Here is a 24,171-nt window from a genome sequence, read left to right on the forward strand (position 1 = left end):
GAATTAACGAACGGCCCCTGCGGGCTTCGGCGCACCGCGCCTGACTGCCAATACAATAAGTATGCCGCCGACGATAAGCATCGGGATCGACAGCAGCATGCCCATGGTTAATCCGCCCCAGAGGAAACCGAGCTGCGCGTCCGGTTCGCGGAAGTGCTCGCCGGCAATCCGGGTCAGACCGTAGATCAGGATGAAGGCGCCGAGGATCATGCCCGGCCGTTTCAGCGCGCCGAGCCGGATCATCACCGCGAGCACGGTGAACAGCAGGATGCCTTCCATGCCGGCCTCGTAGAGCTGGCTCGGATGACGCGGCAGTTGCGTCGGATCGTTGGGGAATATCATCGCCCAGGGCAGGCTCGGATCGGTGGCGCGGCCCCACAATTCGCCGTTGATGAAGTTGGCGATGCGCCCGAGCAGCAGTCCGACCGGCGCGACCGCGGTGGTGATGTCGCCGAGCGACAGGATCGAGATGCCATTGCGAAAGGCGAACAACATCACCGCGACGACGCAGCCCAGAAAGCCGCCATGGAAGGACATGCCGCCCTCCCACAATCGGAAGATCGCGGCGGGATGATCGATGAAGAAAGGCAGATTGTAGAACAGCACGTAGCCGGTGCGGCCACCGAGAATGATGCCGAGCGTAACCCACAGGATGAAGTCGTCGATCTGCAGCAGCGACATCGGCGCGGGGCCGCCCCACAGGCGCTCCTTCTTCAGCAGCGAGCGCGCATAGAGCCAGCCGAACACGATGCCGCAGATATAGGCCAGCGCATACCAGCGGATCGCGAACGGCCCGATCTCGAGCGCGATCGGCTTGAAGGCGGGGAAGTCGATGAGAAGAAGCTGCATCTCGCCTTCTATTTCTGGACGAGATTGCGGCGATAGAGCGCCAAGAGGCGCTCCCAATGCCGCTCGGCGGCGTCGCGGTCATAGACCGGGCGCTTGGGGAAGGCGAAGCCGTGATGCGTGCCGGGATAGATCTCGACCTCGGCCTTGGCGCCGTTCATGCCTTCTTTGACTTTCCCGATAATCTCCGGCGGCGCGTAGACATCATTCTCGGCGCAGGCGAAATAGAGCTCGGCCTTGGTCTTAGCCGCGGCCAGATGCGGGCTGTCGTCCTGATCCGTTGCCAGCTGCACGCCGTAGACCGAGGCGGCCGCCTTGACGCTGTCGGGGAAATGCGTGGCGGCGTTGATGGCGTAGCGGCCGCTCATGCAATAGCCGACGGTGCCGACCAGCTTGGTGTTCGCGGCCGCCTGGCCCTCGGCATAGGCGAGCAGCGCTCTGGTGTCGTCCATGATCATGGGGATGGTGAGCGAGCCCATCAGCTGGAACATGCGCTTGCGCTCCGGCGCGTTCGGGTCGGCCGGTAGCGCGCCGAGCTCCATCACGCCGGAGCGGTAATAGAGGTTCGGCAGCATCACGTAATAGCCTGAGGTCGCGAGCCGGCGCGCCATGTCGCGCAGCTCTTCGCGGATCGCGGGCGCATCCATGTAGAACAGGATGACCGGAAACGGCCCGCCGCGTTCGGGATGGCTGATGAAGGTTGCGGTGTGGCCGTCCCTGGTGGGGATCGCGATCTGCTGGTCGATCATCTCATGCGCCTTGTGATTCTTCTTATGCAGGGACGATGAATACGATTGCAAGGAAACCGGGGCATGACAAGGATACCTCCGATCGGGCCTTGAACCGGCCCAATCGGATTGCCATTGTGTTTTGGAGCGTTCGCGCAAAGTTTATCGGAGCTGCCAGGAGGCCGAAATGACCCAGACCAACAACCGGTTTTTCGACGAGATCGGCCGCCTGATGAACGATGCCGCCGGTGCCGCCCAGGGCGTCAAGCGCGAGTTCGACACCGTGATGCGCACCCAGGCCGAAAAATTCCTGCGCGACATGGACCTGGTCAAGCGCGAGGAGTTCGAGGCGGTCAAGGACATGGCCCGCCTGGCCCGCGAGGAGAACGAGGCGCTGAAGGCGCGCATCACGGCGCTGGAGGCTAAGCTCGGCGGGTAGGCGCCCTTCTTACCCTCCCCCTCCAGGGAGGGTGCCGCCCATTCTCCTTGTCATTTCCGCATCTTCCGGGTAAAAGCCCGCCAGTTCGTGGCCCCCGCACCCCTGGAGGCTTGCTGCGAACGATGCCATGGGCCGCGCTGCGGCCCATTAACTTTTGCAAAAACAAGGACTTAACGACATGGCGACGACCGTCAAGGAATTGAAGGCGACCGCACGTCCGAAGAGCGGCAAGGGGGCCGCCCGGGCTGAGCGTCGCGCCGGGCGAGTGCCCGGAGTGATCTATGGCAACAACCAGCCCCCCGTCACGATCTCGATCGAAGATCGCGAACTGCGCCAGCGCATCCTCGCCGGCCGGTTCCTGACCACGCTGGTCGACATCGATCTCGAGGGCAAGAAGCACCGCGTGATTCCGCGCGACTACCACCTCGATCCGGTCAAGGACTTCCCGATCCATGTCGACTTCATGCGGCTCGGCGAAGGCGCCACCATCCGCATCAGCGTGCCGCTGCATGTCGTGAAGGCGGAAACGTCCCCGGGCGTGAAGCGCGGCGGCACCGTCAACATCGTCGCCCACGCGATCGAGCTCGAATGCGGCGTCGAGAGCATTCCGCAGTACATCGAGGCCGATGTCGGCTCGCTCGAAATCGGTCACTCCTTGCATCTGTCCGACGTCAAGCTGCCGAACGGCGTGAAGGCGCTGACCCGCGAGGATGCAACCCTCGTCACCATCGTGCCGCCGTCTGGCTACGCCGAAGAGCAGAAGGCCGCCGCTGCGGCTGCAGCTCCTGGAGCTGCTGCGGCTGCTCCGGCGGCTGGCGCTGCGGCTCCGGCCGCTGCTGCTCCTGCCGCGGCTGCCAAGGCTCCCGCCGGCGGCGACAAGAAGAAGTAATCTCTCAAAGCTGGCGCGCGGTCTCTGATCGCGCGCCGAGCGAGGGGCGCGCCGCGTCATGCGACTCTTTGTTGGGCTCGGCAATCCCGGCGCAAAATACGCACGTAACCGGCACAATATCGGCTTCATGGCCGTCGACGAGATCGCGCGGCGTCATGGTTTCGCACCATGGCGCCGTCGTTTTCAGGGCGAGACCTCGGAAGGCACGCTCGGCACCGAGCGCGTGATCCTGCTCAAGCCCACGACCTACATGAACGATTCCGGCCGCGCCGTGCAGGAAGCCGCAAGCTTCTTCAAGATCGCCATGGGCGACGTCACCGTGTTTCACGATGAGCTCGAGCTGCCGCCGGGCAAGGTGCGGGTGAAGATCGGCGGCGGCATCGCCGGCCACAACGGCCTGCGCTCGATCTCGGCGCATATCGGCAACGACTATCGCCGGGTCCGGTTCGGCATCGGTCATCCCGGCGTCAAGGAACTGGTGCACGGCCATGTGCTGTCGGACTTCGCCAAGGCCGACAACGACTGGGTGTCGGCGCTGTGCGAGGCGGTGGCCGAGCACGCAGGCCTGGTCGCCAAGGGCACGGATGCGACCTTCGCCAACAGGGTGCATCTCGCCATGCAGGCGAAGGGATTTTTGACCAAGGACGAGAACGGCAAGGAATAACGCTCGTGGGATTTAAATGCGGAATCGTCGGATTGCCCAATGTCGGCAAGTCGACCTTGTTCAACGCGCTGACCGAGACGGCCGCGGCGCAGGCCGCGAACTATCCGTTCTGCACCATCGAGCCGAATGTCGGCGAGGTCGCCGTGCCCGATCCCAGGCTCGACAAGCTCGCGGCGATCGCCAAGTCCGGCCAGATCATCCCGACCCGGCTGACCTTCGTCGACATCGCTGGCCTCGTCCGCGGCGCCTCCAAGGGTGAAGGCCTCGGCAACCAGTTCCTCGCCAACATCCGCGAGGTCGATGCGATCGCGCATGTCGTGCGCTGCTTTGAAGATTCCGACATCACCCATGTCGAGGGCAAGATCGCCCCGCTCGCCGACATCGAGACCATCGAGACCGAGCTGATGCTCGCCGATCTCGACAGCCTCGAGAAGCGCGTCGACAACCTCACCAAGAAGGCCAAGGGCAACGACAAGGACGCCAAGGAGCAGCTCGACCTCGTCAACCGCACCCTGGTGCTGCTGCGTGAAGGCAAGCCCGCGCGCCTCGTCGAGCGCAAGGCGGAGGAGGAACGCGCCTTCGGCATGCTCGGCCTGCTGTCGTCCAAGCCCGTGCTCTATGTCTGCAACGTCGAGGAAGGCTCAGCCGCAACGGGCAATTCGTTCTCCCAGGCGGTGCAGGAGCAGGCCGCCAAGGAAGGCGCGGTCGCCGTCGTCATCTCCGCCAAGATCGAATCCGAGATCGCGACCATTTCGCGCGAGGAACGCGCCGACTTCCTGGAGACGCTGGGTCTCGAAGAGGCCGGCCTCGATCGCCTGATCCGCGCCGGCTACACGCTGCTCGACCTCATCACCTATTTCACGGTGGGTCCGAAGGAAGCGCGCGCCTGGACCATCTATCGCGGCACCAAGGCGCCGGGCGCGGCGGGCGTGATCCATACCGATTTCGAGAAGGGTTTCATCCGCGCCGAGACGATTGCGTATGAGGACTACGTCGGGCTCGGCGGCGAAGCCGGCGCCCGCGATGCCGGCAAGCTCCGCCTCGAAGGCAAGGAATATGTCGTCGCCGACGGCGACGTGATGCATTTCAGGTTTAATACGTAAAACACCAACATCGGTGCTGTAGGGTGGGCAAAGCGAAGCGTGCCCACCATCTCTCTCATCTCGCGGAATGATCGTGGGCACGGCGCTGTGCGCCTTTGCCCACCCTACGGCACCTGTGCGTGACGCTCACCGCATCCCGCTGCCTTGGTCGCGGATGGCGCCGAGATGCTCGTTGATGCGGAAGACGATCAGGATCAGCTCCGCGGCGATGCGCGAGAACACGATTCCGACGACGACGCTCGCGATCGACGACAGCAGCACCAGGAAGCCGCCGAACGGACTGATCGCCATCGCAGCCAGGCCGGAGAAGATGCCGGAGAGGCCGAACAGGCAGATCAGCGCGATCACCAGCCAGTAGAAGGTCTTGATGATCGTCGGCGTGATGAAGCGGTCCCACTGAAACAGATCGCTGAATGAAAACATTGCTCTCCCCAGGGCATCGGGCCTTGGTAAATGGATCTTGGCCCTCGGTTGATCCGACTCAAGACCAACGCCGCCACCCCGTATGTAGCACGAGCCATGCGGGCCGGCGGGTTGAGATTGCCGCAAAGTGCGGCCACAATCTGTCATTTCCGCTAGCCAATCCCAAGATGACCCTGACCTTCGAAGATTTCCCGCCCGGCCGGTTCGGAACATTCGGCCCGCGACACGTCACCCGCGACGAGATTCTGGCCTTCGCGGCCGAGTTCGATCCGCAGCCGATGCATCTGGACGAGGAGGCCGCAGCCAAGAGCATGCTGCGCGGCCTGTCCGGCTCGGGCTGGCACCTCTGCTCGCTGATGATGCGGATGATGGCCGACGGCTTCATTACCCGCGCCGCGTCGCTGGGGTCTCCCGGCGTCGACGAGGTGCGCTGGCTCTCGCCGCTCCGGCCCGGGGACGATCTCATGCTCGACGTCGACGTGCTGGAGGCGCGCCCCTCCAAGAGCCGGCCCGAACTCGGCATCGTCAAGTTCAAATGCACCGTGCGCAACGCCAAGGGTGAGCCGCTGGGCGAGATGACCTCGCCGATCCTGATCAAGCGGCGCGAGGGGGCGGTCTGATGCGGTTTTTCGACGACATCGAGATCGGCCAGCGCCGCGAGATCGGCACCTATACGTTCACGGCCGAGGCCATCAAGAATTTCGCCGCGAAGTTCGATCCGCAGCGTTTTCATCTCGACGAGGAGGAGGGCAAGAACTCGCTGTTCGGCGGGCTTGCCGCCTCGGGCTGGCATGTCGGCTCGGCCTGCATGAGCCTGCTTGTCGCTGACGGCCAGCGTCTGGCGCGCGAGGCCGTAGCGCGCGGCGAGGAGGTTGCGGTGTGGGGGCCTTCGCCGGGCTTTCGCGACCTGCGCTGGATCAGGCCGGTGCTTGCCGGCGATACCGTCGCTTACGTCAACGTGGTCACCGACAAGCGCACCTCGGCCTCGCGCCCCGGCTGGGGCATCCTGACCGCCCGCACCACCGGCACTAACCAGCGCGGCGAGGACGTCTATTCCATCATCGCCAGCGCCTTCGTGCCGATGAGGAAGAGCGGTTAGATCTGTTCCAATATGAACGGGCAAATGAGTGCGCGAGTGTTGCCCGCGCGCTATGGACGCGATTCCGGGCCGCTGCCATAAGCCTGCGCAACATGGTTACCGCGAAGCAGTTTGGTGGAACCAGTGAGTTGCTAACTAATTATGAACCTGTCGCTGTCTAATTGAAACGAATTGGGCAGAGACAGGGGACGAGGACCATGGCTGATCGCGGCGCACTCAAGTTTGTTGGATTTATCTTCGCTACCGCGACGCTGGCCGTGATGCTGGTCGCCGGCATGGTGGTGAAGGGCTATGCCGATGGCGCCTACACCCTGGAAGCCTCGGCTGTCGACGCGAGCCGGTAAGAATCTGTTAAGCTCTCGGGGCCGGAAAACGGCCCCGCCTCAGCGGCTATAGACGAACGCCAGCACCGCGATCGCAACCACCAGCAATCCGACGAAGCGCAGCATGATCGTGCCGAGCTGATTGGGCGCGGGCCGCAGCGATATCGGGTCCGTGTTGTCGGGCCGAATGCTTTCCATGAGATGTCCCCCGGCCCGGCCGCAAAAGAAGCGGGCGCTTGGCATTGGTCGTCGGGAAGGCGCGGCGGGTTCAATAGCGCGCCGCATGTCTACGGCGACGGTGTGAACGTGCGTCCACGGTCTTACGCGGCCTTTTTCGCAGCCACACCCACCGCCGTCATGCCCCGGCTTGACCGGGCTTGATCCGGGCATCCAGTACGCCGCGGCGTCTCGGTTCAATCACTGGCGTCTCTGGAATACTGGATCACCCGCTTTCGCGGGTGATGACACCTGTTTTGACGAGATAGCGTCCGGACACGCTACGCCGGGGCGACATCCCGAATCAAAACTGCCGCGCTCCTTGCGGAACGCGGCAGCCGGTGATGCGTGATGTCAGTGCTTAGCTGTTGCGCAGGCCGTCGGCGGCGCGCTTCCACTGCGCGACGTTGTCGGCGATCATCCGGGTCGACTTCATCGCGGCCTGGCTGAGCTGGGCGTAGCCGGAGATCTCGCGCTGGACGCGCTGGCCCTCGGCATGCAGCAGGTCACGCAGGCTCTCGAGCTCCGAGATCAGATTCTCGATCTCGGCGAGCGAGGTGCCGGCGACGCGCTGGATCAGCGAGTTGACGTTGGTGACGGTGGCGTCCGCGCTCGGATCGAGCGGGGGCGCGTCGGTGGTCGCCGCCGCCGGACGGCGCAGATAGGCAATGTCGTTGCGGACGAAGTCGCGGATGCCGGCTTCGACTTCCGTGACTGCAGCGAGGTTGGTGTCGACCGTCTCGGTCTCGGCGGCTTCGGTCTTTTCCGGACGCATGGCGTTCATCGTTATTCCCCTGTTCGCGTTGAGCGCAGCGCGAGTGTCCCCCGCACGACGACGTCTGTGAGGCAGCCCGCATCAGGGCGCCGGAATTGGGCCGCAAATGGGCCGAGATGCGGCAAGGGCGGACCATTCGGGGGTTTTGCCGTGGCGTATGGTTAGGAGAGTGTGAACGTCGCTGCGGCGGCCACCGTTCCAGCTCCTCCTGGTGAGGAGCGCGAAGCGCGTCTCGAACCATGCAGGGCCTCGATCCTTCGAGACGCGCTCCTTCGGAGCGCCCTCAGGACGAGGAGAAAGAGTGGAGGCTCGGCCTACCAGCTCTTCTTGAAACCCGCCGTCAGGCTCTTGTTGATCGCGCCTTGCGAGGTCTCGCCGACCGAGCCGGAGACGGTGACATTGTCGAACAGCTTCTGCTCGGCGCCGACCTTGCGCAGCCATTTGTCGTCGGTGGTCGACAGCGACTGGCCGGCGGTGATGCTGGTGCCGGTGTCGGTGAGGGTCACCTTGGCCGACTGGTCGGTCTCGTAATTGCGGGTGATGTGGCCGCCGATGCCGGGGACCGCACTCGTGCCCTGCTGGTTGACGCTGTAGCCGTTCTGCAGCGTCAGTGAGGTGTCGCCGGACAGTGGCACCGATTTGGTCAGCGAGGCCCCGAGCTTGCTCTGTTCCGAGCCGGGATCGACGCGGGCTTCCACCGCGGTCTTGTCCCAGATCACTCCGGCGCCGGGCGCGGTTGCCGTCGCCCAGGCGCTGCCGGAGGATTGCGGCAGGTTGCCGCCATTGGTGGCCTTTTGCGCCAGCAGCTCGGACATCGTCCGCGGCTCGCTCGTCACCGTCATGTCGGCGCCGATCCGCGTATCCCAGAACGAGAACACGGATTGCTTCACCGTCACCGCCGAGGAGCCGTTCGCATTGGCGTTCGACGACCAGTCCAGGCCGTCCTTGGCGGCGGCCTTGGCGCGCTTCTTGGCGGCGATCGGGTCAATGCCGGTGCCGGCATCGACCGCGAGCTGGCTCCAGTCGAGCTTGTCGACGTCGATGCCTTTGAGCACGTCGGGGTCGTTGACGTCGGGGGTCTCTGCCGTCTCGGCCTCGTCTGGCGCGGCCGCGGGTGGGGAGAAGGGCGGAATGATCTGCGCCGAAACCGTCAGCACAGAGCCCAAGATGAACGCGGCCGCCAGCACCGGCAGCCTGGTCCAGCCGAAACCTGTCGAGAATTCCATCGTCCTGCCCGCAAGCCCCAGCGCATGTTGTCCGCCAATATAAGGCGGTCCTTGGTGATGACCATGCGCCATTCGGTCTGCTTGCATCAATGCGGATTTATCGTTGCGAAATTGTGGCAACTCGCGTGGGGATGCGAACCAACGGGCCGCGCGAAAGGCGCGCGCCCGACGACGAGCTCTCGATGCGACGGCATCCGGCGGGGCTGGCGGCCAGGACGTCGCGTCAGGCATTGTCGTCGGTCCCGAACAGCGGGGCCCGTTGGCGTCCCCCTCAGCCGACGCTGGTCATCTTCGGCAGATGAATGGCGCGGCCGAGTGCCTGCTCGACCAGGTCGAAGGTGTCGATCAGGACGCGCATGCTGGTAAGCTTGCCCGCCCTGAACTGGGCGAACTGCGCGACCCGCAAGCTGATCGGCTTGTTGGAGTCCAGTGCCGTCAGCGAATAGCGCATCATCGAGGCGGCGGAATCGACGCCCAGCATGATGCTCTCGCGGTCGAAGCGGCGGACCTGGAAATTGTCGGCGAGCTGGCGGATGACGTCGAGCACGGCGTCCTTGCCCTGGCGCGCGCCGAGGAACGGAAACATGTCGATCGGGCCGTAGAGCGCCCATTCGACATCCTCGTCGATCAGGGCCTCGATGTCCTCGAAATGCCGGTCGTTGATCGCGCGGTGCAACGCGCGCGAGAAACGCCAGAGGCTGTGCTCTGTCATTTTGGGCAGTCCTGAAGCTGGCTTTGCGAAAGAAAAACGGAAAACGACCCCAGCGCAGTCAGGCGGTGGGGCTCAACTCATTTGTATACGAATAAAATACCCGATTTCGGCCAAAACGCAATTCACGTTTTCGCAATGCACAATTGATGGCGATATGTGAGATCTGCAATAAAACCCCGTAATCTTCCGGGTCCTGGCGGCTCGGTTCCAGGGGAGGGAGCAGGCTCAGTCCACCCGTGCACCCGTGATCAGCGGCCCGATCTCGCGCTCCAGCACCTGCTGCACCAGATCGTAGGAATCGATGATCTCGCGGATCTCCGCCACCAGCCCGCCGCGGAAGGTGTAGAACACGGCCATGTCGAACTGCACGATGCGGTCGTTGCTGCGCTTCCTGAAATAGGCCTGCATGTAGGTCGCGACCGCCTCGCCCTCGGCCAGGATGTGCGGTGCCTTGTACCGGATCTCCGAATAGCGCGACCAGACGGTCTGCCACAGCTCGCGCAGCTCGGCCTTGCCGTGGCGCGGCACCATGTGCGGCAGCACGTCGATCGGCGCATGGGTGAGGAAGTCGACGTCATCGGTGCAGCACGCCAGCGCGGCCTCGATGTCGCCGCGCGCGAAGGCGTCGAGCAGATGCAGCACGCGCTGGCGATTGAGCTTCTCGACAGTCATTCCGCCCGTCCTCATTGGCCGTGTGGCGCCCTGCAACGCTAACGCGCGGTCTCCTGCACCGGCAATCCGCAAAATCACAGGGATGTTGCAGACGATATGACGCTCGAGCGCAATGCCAGGTTCATGGCGTGCCAATTGCGAGTTGAATTGCGGCAAGGCTGCACGAATTCTTGCTGCATTCAGCTGCATGACACGCAACGCAGATGGCGCAATGCGCAAGGTCACCGCGGCGCAGCCGCATGGAACCGCGATGTGCTCGCGCTCGTTGGGACGCCGACATTGCCTCCGGAGACACGATCCATGAAATCACTCTTCGCCATCGCTGCCGTGTTGCTCATGTGCGGCGCGACCTCCGCCGCCAACGCCAAGGGCTGCATCAAGGGCGCCGTCGTCGGCGGCGTTGCCGGCCACTATGCCGGCCATCACGGCGTGCTGGGCGCCGCCGCCGGCTGCCTCTACGGCAGGCACCACGCCAAGGAACAGGAGAAGCAGCGGCAGCAGCAGGGTCAGGTGAACGGGCAGGGGAAGTTGTAAACGACAATCCAACCGCATCGGCGGTCTGCTCCCTTGCCCCGCTTGCGGGGAGAGGGTTGGGGTGAGGGGGAGTCTCTCCGGGGACGGTGGCAGCTCGACCCGCGGAGAGTCCCCCTCACCCGATCGCTTCGCGATCGACCTCTCCCCGCAAGCGGGGCGAGGTGAAGAAGGCCGCGTGACGCATCTCACATCACCGCTCCGGCATGGCAGCTAACGTCATCCCAAGTCATCAGGGAGACGTGCCATGGCCGCCCTCGCCACCGTCAGAAAGTCCCGCCTGCACAACGCGCTCGAAGGCCTCGCGCTGACCACGATCCTGCAGAGCTTCCCGACCTTCGCCGCCGCCGCCTTCCTGCTCAAGCTCGTTGGCAACCACGATCTCGTCGGCGACCCCGGCGTCGCCGTCTTCGTCGCCATCGCCTCGCTCGCCCACGCGATGCTGGCTGTGACCCTGGGCCCGAGCTTCCCGGCTTTTTTCAAGACCGTCTACGAGCCAAAGTTCTTCGAGGCCCATCTGTCGCTGTCCGACAAGATCACGGCCTGGCGCACCCAGCCGGTCGCCTCGCTGCAATTGGTGACGATCGTGCTGCTGCTGTCGGTGATGGCGGTGGTGACGGCGAGTGTGGGGTGAGGGGGAACGCCGAGCGCGTCTCGCTTGACGATCAAGTCCCGCTGGGTGCGACCGAGGAATACTATCAGATCGGCTCTGAAGTATGAGAGCCCCTCCGCCGTTTGGCCAATGCTCTGAGGAGTCGATGCCCTTGTCCCTTGTAGAGATGCCGCTGCTCAAAATCCCTTAGGTAGCGAACTATCGACTCTGCCTTGTTGAGGCTCGTCAGGATTTGCTCGCGAGACGACTGTGAGGTGTTGGCATCGCCAGACTCAATCGGCCACTTGTAGTGAATGAATGAGTTGCGAACCTCGCTGATCTCGTCGATTGCCTTCAGCTTCTCTTTCGGGAAGGGGGAGAGCTCAAGAAGGGCCATTACCCAAGTGCACTTCGCCCGCATGCTGGCTTCACGAAGTAGCTGTTTAATGATCCGAGGATCTATTCGCTTGGTTTCACAGATCTGGACAATGATCCAATTCAGCCTGTGCTCATAGTACGTCGCGAAATACAGTGCGCTTAGCTCAAGCTCGCCTTGACGAAAAAATTTCCGAGCTTCCGGAAGAATGCTTGTTGCATGATCCGTCACGAGGCCGAACGTTGTATTCTTAAGGTTCGACCGAAGGTAAGATAGAACGTCGTCAACAATTTGTTCATCCGTCCTTCCCTCGATCGAAATCAGTCCGTCTCTGAGCAGTTTCAGGGCTGCTTGAGGAAAGACAATCTTGCCAACTTTTTCCAGAAGCTCTTCCCGTTCTCTCCCTAACGCTGCGCCTTCAGGTTTTGCTGACATTTGCACGCCCCCTGCCGCTGTCGGGCAATTACCTCTTCTTCCACCCACCCCGTCTTCCCGGCTGTCCCCCCGTCGACTTCGGTGCGGGCCCGAACTCCGGACCGGATTGCCTTGAATCCGTCGGCTGGATGATCCGGCTCGTACTTCCGAACGGCTTTGACGGCAGGGTCTGGTTCTCGCGGTAGGGCAACGACTCCGGCCCGTGCATCTCGTCGAGATGCGGCTTATGGACCTTCGAGCCGCCTCCGCCGCCGCTGGCTTTCAGCGCGGACCCAACGGTCTTCTTCTTCATGGCGCTGACAGGCAGGTTGGCGGCGTCGCCGTACTTCTTGCTTCCGGCATAGGCGCCGGCCTTGCCCGCGACGGTGCGCTGTTTTGCGGTGGGATCGTCGACCACGGCGAGCTCGGTGGCGCGCAGGCGCTTGACCTCGTCGCGCAGGCGCGCGGCTTCCTCGAAGTTCAGATCGGCTGCGGCCTCGCGCATCCGCGTTTCCAGATCGCCGAGCACGGCTTCGAAGTTGTGGCCGATCGAGATGACGTCGTCGGTCATGTCGTGGCCGCCGACCTCGATCAGTACGTGGTCGCGCTCGTAGACGGAGTTGAGGATGTCGCCGATCTGCTTCTTCACGCTCTCCGGCGTGATGCCGTTGGCGGTATTGTACTCGACCTGCTTCTCGCGGCGGCGGTTGGTCTCGGCGATGGCGCGCTCCATCGATCCCGTCATCTGATCGGCGTAGAGGATCACCTTGCCGTCGACGTTGCGCGCAGCGCGGCCGATGGTCTGGATCAGCGAGGTCTCGCTGCGCAAAAAGCCTTCCTTGTCGGCATCGAGGATCGCGACCAGCGCGCATTCGGGAATGTCGAGGCCTTCGCGCAAGAGGTTGATGCCGACCAGCGCGTCGAAGGCACCGAGGCGCAGATCGCGGATGATCTCGATGCGCTCGATGGTGTCGATATCCGAATGCATATAGCGGACGCGAATGCCCTGCTCGTGCAGATATTCGGTGAGGTCCTCCGCCATGCGTTTCGTCAGCACCGTGATCAACGAGCGGTAGCCGGCCTGCGCGGTGGCGCGGACCTCGCCGACGAGATCGTCGACCTGGGTGCGGGCGGGGCGAATATCAACGGGAGGATCGATCAGGCCGGTGGGACGAATGACCTGCTCGACGAACACGCCGCCGCTCTCGTTCAGCTCCCAGCCGCTCGGCGTCGCCGACACCGCAACCGTCTGCGGCCGCATCATGTCCCATTCCTCGAAGCGCAAGGGCCGGTTGTCCATGCACGAGGGCAGGCGGAAGCCGTATTCGGCCAGCGTCGCCTTGCGGCGGAAGTCGCCGCGGAACATCGCGCCGATCTGCGGGATGGTGACGTGGCTTTCGTCGGCGAAGATCAGCGCGTTGTCGGGGACGTATTCGAACAGCGTCGGCGGCGGCTCGCCGGGGCGGCGTCCCGTGAGATAGCGCGAATAGTTCTCGATGCCGGCGCAACTGCCCGTCGCCTCCATCATCTCGAGATCGAAGGTGGTGCGCTGCTCCAGCCGCTGCGCTTCCAGGAGGCGCCCCTGGTCGTTCAACTGATCGAGCCGCTGCTTCAATTCGAACTTGATCGACTTGATCGCCTGCACCAGCGTCGGGCGCGGCGTCACATAGTGGGAGTTGGCGTACATCTTGATGAACTCGAGCTCGTCCTGCTTGTGGCCGGTGAGCGGATCGAACTCCTCGATATTCTCGATGGTGTCGCCGAATAAGTTCACGCGCCAGGCACGGTCCTCATAGTGCGCCGGGAAAATGTCGATGACGTCGCCGCGCACGCGAAACGTGCCGCGGGTGAAATCGGCCTGGGTGCGCTTGTACTGGAGCGCGACGAGGTCGGCGATGAGCTGGCGCTGGTCGATGCGCTCGCCCTTCTTCAGTGCGAAGGTCATCGCGGTGTAGGTCTCGACCGAGCCGATACCGTAGATGCACGACACCGAGGCGACGATGATGACGTCGTCGCGCTCGAGCAGCGCGCGCGTCGCCGAGTGGCGCATGCGGTCGATCTGCTCGTTGATCGAGGAGTCCTTCTCGATATAGGTGTCGGTGCGCGGGACGTAGGCTTCCGGCTGGTAATAGTCGTAATACGAGACGAAATACTCGACGGCGTTGTCGGGGAAGAAATTCTTGAACTCGCCATAGAGCTGGGCGGCGAGCGTCTTGTTCGGCGCCAGGATCAGCGCGGGGCGCTGCGTCTTCTCGATCACCTGCGCCATCGTGTAGGTCTTGCCCGAGCCGGTGACGCCGAGCAGCACTTGGGTGCGGTCGTTGCGCTGGACGCCTTCGACCAGCTCGGCGATCGCGGTCGGCTGGTCGCCCTTGGGCTGGTATTCCGATTTGATCTCGAAGCGCACACCGCCTTCGGACTTCTCCGGCCGCGGCGGCCGGTGCGGCGTCCACACCTTGGTGGAGCCGTCGTTCTTGCGGAACTCCGGCCGGCCCTCGCGGATCAGCGCCTCCAGCGCATCCGCGGTCGCCTTGACGCCGAGCGCCTCCATCTTGCTGCGCGGCGGACGCGCCAGCGCCTCGGCATCGTCCTCCTCGGTGGGCAGGCCGAGCTGCCGCGCCAGTTCCGGATCGAGCGTCGGGATCGTGGCCGCGGTTCCGTAATTGGCCTGCGGCGCTTCTTCCAGTCCGCCAATTTCGCTGGATTGCCGGGCGCCCGCCGGCTGCGGGTTGGGCCGCAGCGGCATCGGCCGCGCACTGTCCTGCGGAAACTCCTTCGGCGTCGAGGCCCGCGCGCGATGCGCCGCAGCCTCGCCGCCGGAGCGGCGGTCGCGCGAATTGTCCGGCGGCGGCTGCAGCCCGGTGCCCGAGCCAAGTCCGGCGTCGCCGCGATTGATCGCGGGATTGAGCAGCTCGGCCAGCGCCGGCCCGATCGGCTGCACATCAGGCCGATGTGCCTTCGAGTTCGGGGCCTTGGTCTTGGGGGATTTGCCGGATTTTTCGGAGGATGCAGGTTTCTTCGCCATGAGGCGAATATGGGATGAGTCCGCCTCCCGATAAAGGGTGAATGACCGTCCTCATGCAGCCTGCTGACAGCAGGTTGGCAGCAGGGTCGGCCTCACGCCGCCGGCCCGTCCTCGTCACCCGCCTGATATGGCTTGAGAACGTCGAGATGGATGCCGCCGCAATCGGTGCAGCGCATGGTCCAGTACTCGCACCCCGCGCGGCCGCCGATCACGCGGAGCACCGAAAGATCGCCGTGGCATTCCGGGCAGTTGGACAGCACATTGCGGGCGTAGATTCTCGGCCGCGGCGTGTCTTCGATTTCGATGACTGACATGACCCGGTTCCCCCCTTTGACGCTGCGCTGCCCCTGGTTCGCTTGCCGTCCGGCTCGCTTATTCGTCGTCGCTGTCGGCCCGGCGGCGGAAGCGGTCGATGTGGTGCTTGGCGTCGGCGATCGCGGCGTTCTGATCGGGCCAGGCGAAACCGACTTCCATAGCCGGAAACAGCACGCCGTCGATGGCGACGGGACTGAGATCGGCGCGGCGGATGCGGGCGTGCCAGAGGCCTTTGCCAGCCTCGAAGGATTCAATGTCAAAGCCGTCGTAAAGGGTCGTCATTCTTGTCGGTCCCACGTTTCTTTTCGGAGGGTCAGGGGACCACGTTTGCGGATTCCGGAATGTGAAGTCGTTCACAAGCGGCAGGCTTTTTTGCCTCCGGCGTCAGTTCCGCGCGGCGACACGGCCCGTCCGCTTGACCGGGCGGGCGGCGGGTTCCGAGGCCGCGCGCATGATCCAGCGGCGGAACGCGGCAAAGTCGCGGTGCTCGGTTTGAAAGCTGCGATAGAGCAGGTACCAGCGCATGCCCTTGGGCACCGAGAGGTCGAACGGGGCGACCAGCCGGCCGGCAGCAAGATCGTCGTCGATATAGGGGCGGATGCCCATGGCGATGCCGAGCCCGTCGGCGGCGGCCTGCAGTGCCTGGCCGTAAAATTGGAACTCCGGCCCGCGCGGATTGATGCGGGTGAGGTTCGCGGCTTTCAGCCAGATCGGCCAGTCCTCCGGCGAATGTTCGACGCGGATCAGGCTCGGTCCCTTCAGGTCGGCCGGCCGCTTCAGGCCGCTCGCAAGACGGGGCACGCAGACGGGCGTGAGATCGCCGGCGAACAGGGGCTCGGCGACTAGGCCAGGCCAGTCGCCGGTGCCGAGCTTGATGCCGCAGCTCCAATCCTCGCCGAACGGGACCGACGCGCCGCCGGTGGTAAAGCGCACCTCGATGTCGGGCTCTTCGCTGCGAAACTCCGACAGGCGCGGGATCAGCCAGCGCATCGCAAAGGTGTGGCCGACGCCGATCGTGAGCACGCGGACGCTTGCCGGCGCCGTCACCTGCGCGGTGAGGCTGGCCAGCGCATCGAAGATCGGCGTCAGGCCGCCCTGATAGGCGCGGCCGGGCTGCGTCAGCACCAGGCGATTGGCCTTGCGCTCGAACAGCGCGACGCCGAGCCGCTCTTCCAGGAGATGCACCATGCGGCTGACGGCGGCCGCAGACACGCTCAGCTCGAGCCCGGCCGCAGCAAAGCTGCCGGTCCGCGCCGCCGCCTCGAATGCCTTGATGCCGTTGAGAAACAGCAGACGCCGCAAAGGCCCAACCCTCAGGAAAGCTGATGCCAGGCCAAGATAACTCAGTTTGCGCGGAAGGAGCAAGCGAGGCACGTTCTCCTTCGCCTCTCCCCGCGCGCGGGGAGAGGCCGACGCGCAAAGCGCGGCGGGTGAGGGGGAGCCTCCGCGAGTCCATCTACCACCGTGATTGCGGAAGCGGCCCCTCACCCCACCCTCTCCCGTAAGAACCGGGCGAGGGAGTGAAACAGTCTGCGTCCCTTACGATGAGCCACCACCGGAGATTCCCCACGTGACGCCCATCATGATCGCTGCCCTCGGATTGCTGATGGTCGCCACCGCATTCCTGTCGGGGCTGTTCGGCATGGCGGGCGGGCTGATCCTGATTGGCGTGCTGCTGGCGCTGATGCCGCTGCCGACCGCGATGGTGCTGCATGCGATCACGCAAATGGCCTCGAACGGCTGGCGCGCCTTCCTGTGGCGCGCACATATCCGCTGGCGCCCGGTTGCGAACTATATGGTCGGCGCTGCCGTCGCGCTGGCGGCCTGGTCGCTCACCCGCTACGTGCCTGATAAGCCGATGGCGCTGCTGCTGCTCGGCGTTACACCGTTCATGGCGCGGCTGTTGCCCGCCAACATCAAGCCGGATCCGGACCGCCTCTGGCAGGGCACCGTCTATGGCACGATCTGCATGGGCTTGATGCTGATGACCGGCGTGTCGGGGCCGCTGCTCGACACGTTCTTCCTCGGCGGCGATTTCGGCCGGCGCGAGAAGGTCGCGACCAAGGCGATGCGCCAGCTCGTCAGCCATTTCACCAAGCTGGTCTATTTCGGCGGCATCATCGACCAGGCGGCGAGCCTCGATCCCGTGCTCGCCGGCGTCGCCATCCTTGCCTCGATGCTCGGCACCACGCTGGCGCGGCGCATCCTCGAAGCCATGACCGACCAGCAATTCGTGGCCTGGTCGAACAAGCTGATCACCACGATTGCCTGCTACTACATCGCCTATGGCGGCTGGCTCATGGTTCGCACGCCAGTGCTGGCCGCCTTCGACAAGGGAGGTTTGCAATGAACGAGACTGCCGATCCCCTGGTGCTGGACTTCGTCGAATGGGTCGCGCGCGAGCCGCGCGCCTATGCCGAAGTGATCGCGACCTGGAAGACCTCGTGCCCGCGCCTCACCATCTGGGAAGATGCCGCCGAGCGCGGCTACGTCGCGCGCGAGACGCTGCCCGGTCTCGGGCTGGTGATCGCGGTGACGGAGGGCGGCGAGAAATTGCTGCGAACCAACGGGCGCTAACTCTCGCCACATCGTCATTGCGAGCGCAAGCGAAGCAATCCAGAATGTCGCCGCGCGGCAGGCTGGATTGCTTTGTCGCAAGAGCTCCTCGCAATGACGGAGCCAGTGGAGGCGCCTTTGTCACTCAAACTCTACGAACTCGTCGGCACTGACGCCTCGCGTCCCTTCAGCCCGTATTGCTGGCGCACGCGGATGGCGCTGGCGCACAAGGGTCTCGCGGCGGAATCGCTGCCCTGGCGCTTCACCGAGAAGGGCGCGCTTGCGCCGCACGGGTCGGAGAAGGTTCCGGTGCTGCTGCACGATGACAGACCGGTCGTCGACTCCTGGACGATCGCGACCTATCTCGATGACAATTTCCCGGACCGTCCGTCGCTGTTCGGCGGTGAGGGCGGCCGCGCCATGGCGCGCATGATCAACGCCTTCGGCGACATCGCCGTGGTCGGCGGCATCTTTCCGCTGATCGTTGCCGACATCCCGAAAAATCTCGCCGAGATCGATGCCGCCTATTTCCGCAAGTCGCGCGAGGCGCGCTTCGGCGGCAAGAGCTTGGAAGAGGTCATGGCAAGTCGCGACACCGGCGTGGTCGCCTTCCGCAAGTCGCTCGAGGTGATGCGCCAGACATTGAAGAAACAGCCCTTCATCGGCGGCGAGACGCCGAACTACGCCGACTACATCGTGTTCGGCGGCTTCCAGTGGGCGCGCGTGGTGAGCCCGTTCAAGCTGCTCGAGACGGATGATCCCATTTATGCCTGGCGCGAAAAGCTGCTCGATGCGTTCGACGGCATGGCGCGGAAATCGCCGGGGCATGAGGTGTAAGGCACACTCTCTCCGATGTCGTCCCCGCGAACGCGGGGATCCATACCGCGTGATCTATCGAGCGCGGATGGTCGAAGTACCGCACGACGAGTCTTCACCAAACTCTTCCCTGGGGGTATGGATCCCCGCGTTCGCGGGGACGACATTGAGGGTGTGGCGGCTCTCCCGCGCTTAACGGGTAGCGCTCGCCGCCTCCGCCGCCTTGCGCAAGCACTCCCGGCACAGGCAGTCTTCCCCTTCGACCGGCATCGGCAGCTTCGCGGTTTCCTCCGCGCACCAGCAGGTGCCCGAGAGGTCGCAGCTGAACTCAGTACCGCAGCGCGCGCAGGCGAGGCGGCGCGGTTCCGTTGATGCGGATTCTTTCGGATTTGTCATGATTTACGTCGAAGCTTCGCCGTGATTTTCATGTCGGGTTCATCGGTCGCTGCGGTATATTAGGCGTCGCGCGCGGACTCCGAAAGCGGCTCCCGACACGCGAAGGACAAATCGATGGCCCGCGATTCGCAAGCCGCGCTCGTCGCGCTCAACCGTTTTGGCTTCGGCGCCCGCGGCGGCGCCTCGGGCGATCTCATCAACGCAGCCTCCGATCCTCGCGGTTTCGTGAAGGCAGAGCTGGTCCGTGCGAGTGGGGTGTTGCTGGAGGCGCCCGGTCTGCAGTCGACCCAGCAACTCGGGCAGGCCGTCTTCGCCTATCAGGATCAGGTCAGGCAGGCGCGCGAAGCGGCGAAGGCCGCTGCGCCCGCCGAGACGCAGCCGCCTGCGCCGAGTGAACCGAAGCCCGGGCTCCGCCGCAATCTCTCGCTGAATGCGGTAGCAACGGAGGTCGCCGGCCAGATGACCGAGGCCAGGCCGGCGGACAATGCGGCGAAGCCGGACGCGATGCAGCCCAATGCGGCTGCACCGCCGGCGGCCAAGCCGGCCCCGCAGCCGCTCAACGTGATCCAGAAGACCTTCCGCAGCGAAGCGCTGGCGCGCCTGCAGCGCGCGACGCTGGCCACCTGCGGCTTCACCGAGCGTCTCGTCGCGTTCTGGTCCAACCATTTCTGCATTTCCGCGACCAAGGGCGAGCTGGCGCGGATCTGGGCCGGCGCGTTCGAGCGCGAGGCGATCAGGCCGCATGTGCTCGGGCGCTTCGCCGACATGCTGAAAGCGGTCGAGCAGCATCCGGCGATGCTGTTCTTCCTCGACAACCAGCAATCGCTCGGCCCGGATTCGCGCGCAGGCCTGAATCGCAAGCGCGGCCTGAACGAAAATCTCGCGCGCGAGATCATGGAGCTGCACACGCTCGGCGTCGGTGGCGGCTACACGCAGGAGGACGTCACCTCGCTCGCGCGGATCATTACCGGCTGGACCTTCGCCGGACGACAGGGGCAGCTCGGCACACCCGGCTCCTTCGTGTTCAACACCAATGCGCACCAGCCCGGCGCGCAGATGTTGCTCGGCAAGAGCTACGAGGCGACGGGCCTCGCGCAAGGCGAAGCCGCGCTCGCTGACATCGCGCGCCATCCGTCGACCGCGAATTTCATCGCCACCAAGTTTGTCCGCCATTTCGTTGCCGATGATCCGCCGCCGGTTCTGGTTGCGCGGTTGCGCGAAATCTTCGTCAAGTCCGACGGCGACCTCAAGGCGCTTGCTGCGGCGCTGGTCGATTCCGACGAGGCGTGGAAGGCGCCGCTGACCAAGATGCGCTCGCCCTATGATTTCCTGGTCGCGAGCGGCCGGCTGCTCGCGCGCGTGCCAGAGGATCCCGGCGCCTATCTGAACAATCTCAACCTGCTGGGACAGCCGCTGTGGTCGCCGGCTGGCCCCAATGGTTTCCCCGATACCAGCGCCGCATGGGCTGCGCCCGAGGGCATGAAGCTCAGGCTCGATATCGCCGCGCAGATGGGCGCACGGCTCGGGCCCAACATCGATCCGCTGGATCTGCTGGAATTCGCAGCGGCGGATGCGGCCTCCATCGAAACGCGGCGGACCATCGAGCGCGCGGAGTCGCGCCAGCAGGCGCTGGCGCTGCTCTTGATGTCGCCGGAAATGCAGAGGAGGTGACGATGGACTGCACCGAGAACCGGCTCCTCACCTCGCGCCGCAGTCTCCTGCTTGGCGGCACCTCGTTCGCGGCCTGGGCTTATTTGCCGAAATTCGCGCGCGCGGCCGATGGGCGCGATCCCAGGCTGATCGTGGTGATCCTGCGCGGCGCGCTCGACGGTCTTGCGACCGTCGCGCCGATCGGCGATCCCGATTATGCCGGCCTGCACGGCTCGATCGCGCTCACTTCTGACGGCGCGCATCCCGCGATCATGCTGGATTCCTTCTTCGCGCTGCATCCGGCTATGCCGGAATTTGCGCGCATGTATCGCGACAAGCACGCCGCGGTGATCCATGCCGTGGCGACGCCCTATCGCGACCGCTCGCATTTCGACGGCCAGGACGTGCTCGAAAGCGGCTATGCCGGTCCGGGCCGCGTGCAGTCCGGCTGGCTCAACCGCGCGCTGGAAGCGCTGCCGCGCGGCGAGCGCGTATCGAGCGCTCTTGCGGTCGGGCCCACCACGCCGCTGGTGCTGCGCGGCAATGCGCCGACCGTCGGCTGGGCCCCGGTGGCGCTGCCGCAGGCCGATGACGACACCGCCATGCGCCTCGTCGATCTCTACCGTCATCGCGATCCCGCGCTGGCGATGGCCTTGTCGCAAGGCCTTCAGCTCGACAAGGCCGCGAGCGGAGACGACATGAAACCGAAACCCGGCAATGCGGTGGCGCAGATGCGCCAGGTCGCGCGCGGCGCGGCCAAGCTGATGGCGGCGGACGATGGCCCGCGCATCGCCGCGCTCGCCTTCGATGGCTGGGACACCCATGCCAATGAAGGCGGCCCCGTGGGGCGTCTCGCCTTCCTGCTCGGCGGGCTCGATGGCGCGCTCGCCGAATTCCAAAGCGGTTTGGGGGAGCGCTGGCGCGACACCGTCGTCGTCGTCGCCACGGAGTTCGGCCGCACCGCGCGCATCAATGGCACCGATGGCACGGATCACGGCACCGGCACGATCGCGCTGCTCGCCGGCGGCGCCGTGAAAGGCGGCCGCGTGATCTCCGACTGGCCGGGCCTCAAGCTCGCGAACTTATATGAAGCTCGCGATCTCAAGCCGACCACCGATCTGCGCTCCGTGATCAAGGGCGTGCTGCAGGGCCAGTTCGGCCTGTCCGATCGCGTGCTGGCCGAGACGGTGTTCCCGGATAGTGCGGGAGTACGGCCGATGAAGGGATTGGTCGCCTAACCCCACGCGCGTCATTCCGGGCCTGCGCCTTGCGGCGCATCCCGGAATGACGAGATAATGGTGCAGCATCAGGAGAACCGTACCCATGTACATCGCCATGAATCGCTTCCGTGTCGCCAAGGGCTCCGAGGCCGCTTTCGAGCAGGTCTGGCTCGGCCGCGATACGCATCTGGACAAGGTGCCGGGCTTCGTCGAATTCCATCTGCTGCGCGGACCCGAGCTCGAGGACCACACGCTCTATGCCTCGCACACCGTGTGGGCGAACCATGCCGCGTTCGAGGCCTGGACCAAGTCCGAAGCGTTTCGCGCTGCGCACCACAAGGCAGGCGACAACAAGCCGCTCTATCTCGGCCATCCCCAGTTCGAGGGCTTCGAGGTGATGCAGACCGTGGGACGCGGCGCGAAGTAGCGCGCCGCGCCGGCCTTTGTTTGTCTGAGCATGATCTTTCCGGAAAACCGCTGCACACTTTTCCGGATCATGCTCTAGCCCAGCGTGATCCTGTCGATCTCCGCCATCTCATCCGCGCTGAGCTTCCAGGCGATCGCCTTGACGTTCTGCTCGATCTGCTCGACGCGGGTGGCGCCGGCGATCACGCTGGACACCTGCGGGCGGGCGGCGAGCCAGGAGAAGGCGAGCTCGAGCATGCTGTGGCCGCGGGCCTTGGCGAAGGCCTGGAGCTTCTCGACGATATCCTCGTTGCGCGGCGTGACGTAGCGGTCGCGTAGCCGCTCCACCTTGCCGAAGCGGCTATCATCAGGCGCGGCCTCGCCCTTCCGGTATTTGCCGGTCAGGAGGCCGCTTGCGAGCGGGAAGAACGGCAACAGGCCGAGCTTGTATTCCGTTGCTGCTGGCAGCAGGTCCTTTTCGATGTCGCGCACGAGGAGCGAGTATTCGTCCTGGCACGACACGAAGCGGCTGACATTCATCGCGCGCGCGACGTACTCGGCTTCGGCGACGCGCCAGGCCGGAAAGTTGGAATTGCCGATGTAGCGGACCTTGCCCTGGCGGACGAGATCGTCGAGCGCGCGCAGGCTCTCCTCGATCGGCGTCAGCGGGTCATAGTCGTGCTGCTGGTAGAGATCGATGTAATCGGTCTTCAGCCGCTTCAGGCTGGCCTCTACCGCCTCCATGATGTAGCGGCGCGAGGCGCCCTGCTTGGTTCCGTCCTCCGCCATCGGCTTGGAATATTTCGTCGCCAGCACGATGTCCTTGCGGCGGTCGCCCAGCACAGCACCGAGCACGGTCTCCGAGCCGCCCATGTTCGAATAGATGTCGGCGGTGTCGAACAGCGTGATGCCGAGATCGAGCGCGCGATGGATCACCTTGCGCGAGGTCTCCAGATCCGTGCGCTGGCCGAAATTGTTGCAGCCGAGCCCGACCGCGGACACGCGAAGGCCGGAGGCGCCGAGATTGCGAATTTCCATGGGAGATCCTGTCAGAGAGAGCAGCCACGCATTGTGACCATCGTGCGCCGCAGCAGCAAGGCGCGCGCCGCGCTGCTGCCATGCTGACAAGGCGGACAAAAAAATGCGGCCCCTGTCAGACGCGGCGACTGACGGGGACCGCTTGGGGCGCTTGATCGGTGACGGGGGGCCAGATCAGACGCAGGCACAGCGTAGTCCCGCTATGTTACGCGGGGGTGACAGCGGGAGTTATCCACAGGGTGCGGATGGGGATCAGAACAGCTTGCGATAGACGATGAAACCGGAACGCTCCGCAACCTTGTCATACAGGCGCTGTGCCGTGAGATTGGTCTCGTGCGTCTGCCAGTAGACGCGCGGCGATCCCGCCAATTTCGCCCGCTCATACACGCCGTGGATCAGCGCCGAGGCGACACCCTTGCCGCGCGCGGCTTCCAGCGTGAACAGGTCCTGCAGATAGCAGGACGGCTCGATCGCGGTGGTGCTGCGATGAAACAGGTAGTTCGTCATGCCGAGCAGCCTGCCGTCGCTCTCGGCGACCAATCCATGCACCGGCTCATAGGCATCGAAGAAACGCTGCCACGTCATCGCAGTGATCTCGCCCGCCAGCGCGGTCGGGCCGGAGCGGCCGTAGAAGGCGTTATAGCCGTTCCACAGCGGCAGCCATTGATCGTAGTCCTGCCTGGTGACGGCGCGAATGATGAGCGACATGTGGATTTCCTGCG

Annotated in this window: 31 protein-coding genes; 15 read left to right on the plus strand and 16 right to left on the minus strand. The window is 64.8% G+C overall.

Annotated elements, in window-relative coordinates:
• Positions 1–3 precede the first annotated feature (3 nt).
• Both lgt and GGD62_RS29460 read right to left on the minus strand, forming a co-directional pair.
• Positions 4–849, minus strand: a complete 846-nt coding sequence (lgt, locus tag GGD62_RS29455) for a prolipoprotein diacylglyceryl transferase (RefSeq protein ID WP_092255070.1) — start codon at positions 847–849, stop codon at positions 4–6.
• Between the two features lie 8 nt (positions 850–857).
• On the minus strand, positions 858–1,595 hold the full coding sequence (locus GGD62_RS29460) for a dienelactone hydrolase family protein (RefSeq protein WP_183711640.1): 738 nt from the start codon (positions 1,593–1,595) through the stop codon (positions 858–860).
• 166 nt (positions 1,596–1,761) lie between these two features.
• On the opposite strand from GGD62_RS29460, the gene GGD62_RS29465 reads away from it, so the two are divergent.
• From GGD62_RS29465 to ychF, 4 genes are all read left to right on the plus strand, one after another.
• Positions 1,762–2,013: an accessory factor UbiK family protein gene (locus tag GGD62_RS29465; protein ID WP_011090176.1), complete on the plus strand. Its 252-nt coding sequence runs from the start codon at positions 1,762–1,764 to the stop codon at positions 2,011–2,013.
• Between the two features lie 178 nt (positions 2,014–2,191).
• Positions 2,192–2,902 carry a 50S ribosomal protein L25/general stress protein Ctc gene (locus tag GGD62_RS29470; protein ID WP_018318328.1) on the plus strand — a complete coding sequence of 237 codons (711 nt, stop codon included), beginning with the start codon at positions 2,192–2,194 and terminating at the stop codon, positions 2,900–2,902.
• Between the two features lie 58 nt (positions 2,903–2,960).
• The gene (gene pth / locus GGD62_RS29475; protein WP_183711641.1) at positions 2,961–3,566 is read left to right on the plus strand and encodes an aminoacyl-tRNA hydrolase; all 606 of its coding nucleotides are present in this window, start codon (positions 2,961–2,963) and stop codon (positions 3,564–3,566) included.
• A gap of 5 nt (positions 3,567–3,571) precedes the next feature.
• The gene (gene ychF / locus GGD62_RS29480; protein WP_018318326.1) at positions 3,572–4,669 is read left to right on the plus strand and encodes a redox-regulated ATPase YchF; all 1,098 of its coding nucleotides are present in this window, start codon (positions 3,572–3,574) and stop codon (positions 4,667–4,669) included.
• 126 nt (positions 4,670–4,795) lie between these two features.
• Here ychF and GGD62_RS29485 read toward each other — a convergent pair whose 3' ends face one another.
• Positions 4,796–5,092 (minus strand): DUF4282 domain-containing protein, encoded by a 297-nt coding sequence (locus GGD62_RS29485; protein ID WP_018318325.1) that lies wholly within the window; start codon positions 5,090–5,092, stop codon positions 4,796–4,798.
• 167 nt (positions 5,093–5,259) lie between these two features.
• Between GGD62_RS29485 and GGD62_RS29490 the strand changes: the two genes are divergently transcribed.
• The 3 genes from GGD62_RS29490 to GGD62_RS29500 all read left to right on the plus strand — a co-directional run bounded on the left by GGD62_RS29490 (position 5,260) and on the right by GGD62_RS29500 (position 6,535).
• Positions 5,260–5,712, plus strand: a complete 453-nt coding sequence (locus GGD62_RS29490; protein WP_183711643.1) for a MaoC family dehydratase — start codon at positions 5,260–5,262, stop codon at positions 5,710–5,712.
• The gene (locus tag GGD62_RS29495; protein WP_183711645.1) at positions 5,712–6,191 is read left to right on the plus strand and encodes a MaoC family dehydratase; all 480 of its coding nucleotides are present in this window, start codon (positions 5,712–5,714) and stop codon (positions 6,189–6,191) included. The genes GGD62_RS29490 and GGD62_RS29495 overlap by 1 nt, the downstream gene beginning before the upstream one ends.
• A 197-nt stretch (positions 6,192–6,388) precedes the next feature.
• Positions 6,389–6,535 carry a hypothetical protein gene (locus GGD62_RS29500; RefSeq protein WP_018318322.1) on the plus strand — a complete coding sequence of 49 codons (147 nt, stop codon included), beginning with the start codon at positions 6,389–6,391 and terminating at the stop codon, positions 6,533–6,535.
• 39 nt (positions 6,536–6,574) lie between these two features.
• On the opposite strand, the gene GGD62_RS29505 is transcribed toward GGD62_RS29500, so the two are convergent.
• The 5 genes from GGD62_RS29505 to GGD62_RS29525 all read right to left on the minus strand — a co-directional run bounded on the left by GGD62_RS29505 (position 6,575) and on the right by GGD62_RS29525 (position 10,115).
• Positions 6,575–6,712, minus strand: coding sequence for a hypothetical protein (locus GGD62_RS29505; RefSeq protein ID WP_164936752.1), 138 nt, complete (start codon positions 6,710–6,712; stop codon positions 6,575–6,577).
• Between the two features lie 379 nt (positions 6,713–7,091).
• Positions 7,092–7,514 carry a hypothetical protein gene (locus GGD62_RS29510; RefSeq protein ID WP_092255060.1) on the minus strand — a complete coding sequence of 141 codons (423 nt, stop codon included), beginning with the start codon at positions 7,512–7,514 and terminating at the stop codon, positions 7,092–7,094.
• A 305-nt stretch (positions 7,515–7,819) separates the two neighbouring features.
• Positions 7,820–8,731 (minus strand): hypothetical protein, encoded by a 912-nt coding sequence (locus GGD62_RS29515; RefSeq protein ID WP_183711647.1) that lies wholly within the window; start codon positions 8,729–8,731, stop codon positions 7,820–7,822.
• 271 nt (positions 8,732–9,002) lie between these two features.
• Positions 9,003–9,443, minus strand: a complete 441-nt coding sequence (locus GGD62_RS29520) for a nuclear transport factor 2 family protein (RefSeq protein WP_018318318.1) — start codon at positions 9,441–9,443, stop codon at positions 9,003–9,005.
• Positions 9,444–9,668: 225 nt separating this feature from the next.
• Positions 9,669–10,115 (minus strand): nuclear transport factor 2 family protein, encoded by a 447-nt coding sequence (locus GGD62_RS29525; protein WP_026202000.1) that lies wholly within the window; start codon positions 10,113–10,115, stop codon positions 9,669–9,671.
• Between the two features lie 300 nt (positions 10,116–10,415).
• Between GGD62_RS29525 and GGD62_RS29530 the strand changes: the two genes are divergently transcribed.
• The gene (locus tag GGD62_RS29530) at positions 10,416–10,649 is read left to right on the plus strand and encodes a hypothetical protein (RefSeq protein WP_020508682.1); all 234 of its coding nucleotides are present in this window, start codon (positions 10,416–10,418) and stop codon (positions 10,647–10,649) included.
• 244 nt (positions 10,650–10,893) lie between these two features.
• On the plus strand, positions 10,894–11,280 hold the full coding sequence (locus GGD62_RS29535; protein ID WP_183711649.1) for a hypothetical protein: 387 nt from the start codon (positions 10,894–10,896) through the stop codon (positions 11,278–11,280).
• Positions 11,281–11,344: 64 nt separating this feature from the next.
• On the opposite strand, the gene GGD62_RS29540 is transcribed toward GGD62_RS29535, so the two are convergent.
• The 5 genes from GGD62_RS29540 to GGD62_RS29560 all read right to left on the minus strand — a co-directional run bounded on the left by GGD62_RS29540 (position 11,345) and on the right by GGD62_RS29560 (position 16,670).
• Entirely contained in the window at positions 11,345–12,049 is a 705-nt protein-coding gene (locus GGD62_RS29540) for a hypothetical protein (RefSeq protein ID WP_183711651.1), read from the minus strand.
• A gap of 28 nt (positions 12,050–12,077) precedes the next feature.
• Positions 12,078–15,053 (minus strand): excinuclease ABC subunit UvrB, encoded by a 2,976-nt coding sequence (uvrB, locus tag GGD62_RS29545; RefSeq protein ID WP_183711653.1) that lies wholly within the window; start codon positions 15,051–15,053, stop codon positions 12,078–12,080.
• Between the two features lie 92 nt (positions 15,054–15,145).
• Positions 15,146–15,367 (minus strand): hypothetical protein, encoded by a 222-nt coding sequence (locus tag GGD62_RS29550; RefSeq protein WP_183236830.1) that lies wholly within the window; start codon positions 15,365–15,367, stop codon positions 15,146–15,148.
• A gap of 58 nt (positions 15,368–15,425) precedes the next feature.
• Complete coding sequence (locus tag GGD62_RS29555; RefSeq protein ID WP_018318312.1) at positions 15,426–15,650, minus strand: hypothetical protein; 225 nt, start codon at positions 15,648–15,650, stop codon at positions 15,426–15,428.
• 102 nt (positions 15,651–15,752) lie between these two features.
• Positions 15,753–16,670 (minus strand): LysR substrate-binding domain-containing protein, encoded by a 918-nt coding sequence (locus tag GGD62_RS29560; RefSeq protein ID WP_177237057.1) that lies wholly within the window; start codon positions 16,668–16,670, stop codon positions 15,753–15,755.
• Between the two features lie 268 nt (positions 16,671–16,938).
• On the opposite strand from GGD62_RS29560, the gene GGD62_RS29565 reads away from it, so the two are divergent.
• The 3 genes from GGD62_RS29565 (at position 16,939) to GGD62_RS29575 (ending at position 18,761) form a co-directional block, all read left to right on the plus strand.
• On the plus strand, positions 16,939–17,718 hold the full coding sequence (locus GGD62_RS29565; protein WP_183711655.1) for a sulfite exporter TauE/SafE family protein: 780 nt from the start codon (positions 16,939–16,941) through the stop codon (positions 17,716–17,718).
• Complete coding sequence (locus tag GGD62_RS29570) at positions 17,715–17,945, plus strand: hypothetical protein (RefSeq protein ID WP_183711657.1); 231 nt, start codon at positions 17,715–17,717, stop codon at positions 17,943–17,945. The genes GGD62_RS29565 and GGD62_RS29570 overlap by 4 nt, the downstream gene beginning before the upstream one ends.
• Positions 17,946–18,062: 117 nt before the next feature.
• On the plus strand, positions 18,063–18,761 hold the full coding sequence (locus GGD62_RS29575) for a glutathione S-transferase family protein (RefSeq protein WP_183711659.1): 699 nt from the start codon (positions 18,063–18,065) through the stop codon (positions 18,759–18,761).
• A gap of 171 nt (positions 18,762–18,932) precedes the next feature.
• Here the strand turns inward: GGD62_RS29575 and GGD62_RS41080 are convergent, their stop codons facing one another.
• Complete coding sequence (locus tag GGD62_RS41080; RefSeq protein ID WP_246800340.1) at positions 18,933–19,136, minus strand: cysteine-rich CWC family protein; 204 nt, start codon at positions 19,134–19,136, stop codon at positions 18,933–18,935.
• Positions 19,137–19,250: 114 nt separating this feature from the next.
• Between GGD62_RS41080 and GGD62_RS29580 the strand changes: the two genes are divergently transcribed.
• The 3 genes from GGD62_RS29580 to GGD62_RS29590 all read left to right on the plus strand — a co-directional run bounded on the left by GGD62_RS29580 (position 19,251) and on the right by GGD62_RS29590 (position 22,433).
• Complete coding sequence (locus GGD62_RS29580) at positions 19,251–20,807, plus strand: DUF1800 family protein (RefSeq protein WP_183711661.1); 1,557 nt, start codon at positions 19,251–19,253, stop codon at positions 20,805–20,807.
• Positions 20,808–20,809: 2 nt separating this feature from the next.
• Positions 20,810–22,024, plus strand: coding sequence for a DUF1501 domain-containing protein (locus GGD62_RS29585; protein ID WP_183711663.1), 1,215 nt, complete (start codon positions 20,810–20,812; stop codon positions 22,022–22,024).
• An 85-nt stretch (positions 22,025–22,109) separates the two neighbouring features.
• The gene (locus tag GGD62_RS29590) at positions 22,110–22,433 is read left to right on the plus strand and encodes an antibiotic biosynthesis monooxygenase (protein ID WP_018318304.1); all 324 of its coding nucleotides are present in this window, start codon (positions 22,110–22,112) and stop codon (positions 22,431–22,433) included.
• A gap of 74 nt (positions 22,434–22,507) precedes the next feature.
• On the opposite strand, the gene GGD62_RS29595 is transcribed toward GGD62_RS29590, so the two are convergent.
• Entirely contained in the window at positions 22,508–23,449 is a 942-nt protein-coding gene (locus GGD62_RS29595; protein WP_183711665.1) for an aldo/keto reductase, read from the minus strand.
• Positions 23,450–23,701: 252 nt separating this feature from the next.
• Positions 23,702–24,157 carry a GNAT family N-acetyltransferase gene (locus tag GGD62_RS29600; RefSeq protein ID WP_183711667.1) on the minus strand — a complete coding sequence of 152 codons (456 nt, stop codon included), beginning with the start codon at positions 24,155–24,157 and terminating at the stop codon, positions 23,702–23,704.
• Between the last annotated feature and the right edge of the window lie 14 nt (positions 24,158–24,171).

It is taken from the genome of Bradyrhizobium sp. ERR14, assembly GCF_014198235.1.
Taxonomy (GTDB): domain Bacteria; phylum Pseudomonadota; class Alphaproteobacteria; order Rhizobiales; family Xanthobacteraceae; genus Bradyrhizobium.

Coding starts and splice junctions, on each gene's coding strand:
- GGD62_RS29580 (WP_183711661.1), top strand. CDS start 19,251: ATGGCCCGCGATTCGCAAGCCGCGCTCGTCGCGCTCAACCGTTTTGGC.
- GGD62_RS29485 (WP_018318325.1), bottom strand. CDS start 5,092: ATGTTTTCATTCAGCGATCTGTTTCAGTGGGACCGCTTCATCACGCCG.
- GGD62_RS29520 (WP_018318318.1), bottom strand. CDS start 9,443: ATGACAGAGCACAGCCTCTGGCGTTTCTCGCGCGCGTTGCACCGCGCG.
- GGD62_RS29525 (WP_026202000.1), bottom strand. CDS start 10,115: ATGACTGTCGAGAAGCTCAATCGCCAGCGCGTGCTGCATCTGCTCGAC.
- GGD62_RS29590 (WP_018318304.1), top strand. CDS start 22,110: ATGTACATCGCCATGAATCGCTTCCGTGTCGCCAAGGGCTCCGAGGCC.
- GGD62_RS29515 (WP_183711647.1), bottom strand. CDS start 8,731: ATGGAATTCTCGACAGGTTTCGGCTGGACCAGGCTGCCGGTGCTGGCG.
- GGD62_RS29600 (WP_183711667.1), bottom strand. CDS start 24,157: ATGTCGCTCATCATTCGCGCCGTCACCAGGCAGGACTACGATCAATGG.
- uvrB (WP_183711653.1), bottom strand. CDS start 15,053: ATGGCGAAGAAACCTGCATCCTCCGAAAAATCCGGCAAATCCCCCAAG.
- GGD62_RS29535 (WP_183711649.1), top strand. CDS start 10,894: ATGGCCGCCCTCGCCACCGTCAGAAAGTCCCGCCTGCACAACGCGCTC.
- GGD62_RS29470 (WP_018318328.1), top strand. CDS start 2,192: ATGGCGACGACCGTCAAGGAATTGAAGGCGACCGCACGTCCGAAGAGC.
- GGD62_RS29540 (WP_183711651.1), bottom strand. CDS start 12,049: ATGTCAGCAAAACCTGAAGGCGCAGCGTTAGGGAGAGAACGGGAAGAG.
- GGD62_RS29465 (WP_011090176.1), top strand. CDS start 1,762: ATGACCCAGACCAACAACCGGTTTTTCGACGAGATCGGCCGCCTGATG.
- GGD62_RS29550 (WP_183236830.1), bottom strand. CDS start 15,367: ATGTCAGTCATCGAAATCGAAGACACGCCGCGGCCGAGAATCTACGCC.
- pth (WP_183711641.1), top strand. CDS start 2,961: ATGCGACTCTTTGTTGGGCTCGGCAATCCCGGCGCAAAATACGCACGT.
- GGD62_RS29510 (WP_092255060.1), bottom strand. CDS start 7,514: ATGAACGCCATGCGTCCGGAAAAGACCGAAGCCGCCGAGACCGAGACG.
- GGD62_RS29530 (WP_020508682.1), top strand. CDS start 10,416: ATGAAATCACTCTTCGCCATCGCTGCCGTGTTGCTCATGTGCGGCGCG.
- GGD62_RS29570 (WP_183711657.1), top strand. CDS start 17,715: ATGAACGAGACTGCCGATCCCCTGGTGCTGGACTTCGTCGAATGGGTC.
- GGD62_RS29555 (WP_018318312.1), bottom strand. CDS start 15,650: ATGACGACCCTTTACGACGGCTTTGACATTGAATCCTTCGAGGCTGGC.
- GGD62_RS29495 (WP_183711645.1), top strand. CDS start 5,712: ATGCGGTTTTTCGACGACATCGAGATCGGCCAGCGCCGCGAGATCGGC.
- GGD62_RS29595 (WP_183711665.1), bottom strand. CDS start 23,449: ATGGAAATTCGCAATCTCGGCGCCTCCGGCCTTCGCGTGTCCGCGGTC.
- GGD62_RS41080 (WP_246800340.1), bottom strand. CDS start 19,136: ATGACAAATCCGAAAGAATCCGCATCAACGGAACCGCGCCGCCTCGCC.
- lgt (WP_092255070.1), bottom strand. CDS start 849: ATGCAGCTTCTTCTCATCGACTTCCCCGCCTTCAAGCCGATCGCGCTC.
- GGD62_RS29500 (WP_018318322.1), top strand. CDS start 6,389: ATGGCTGATCGCGGCGCACTCAAGTTTGTTGGATTTATCTTCGCTACC.
- GGD62_RS29490 (WP_183711643.1), top strand. CDS start 5,260: ATGACCCTGACCTTCGAAGATTTCCCGCCCGGCCGGTTCGGAACATTC.
- GGD62_RS29585 (WP_183711663.1), top strand. CDS start 20,810: ATGGACTGCACCGAGAACCGGCTCCTCACCTCGCGCCGCAGTCTCCTG.
- GGD62_RS29460 (WP_183711640.1), bottom strand. CDS start 1,595: ATGATCGACCAGCAGATCGCGATCCCCACCAGGGACGGCCACACCGCA.
- GGD62_RS29505 (WP_164936752.1), bottom strand. CDS start 6,712: ATGGAAAGCATTCGGCCCGACAACACGGACCCGATATCGCTGCGGCCC.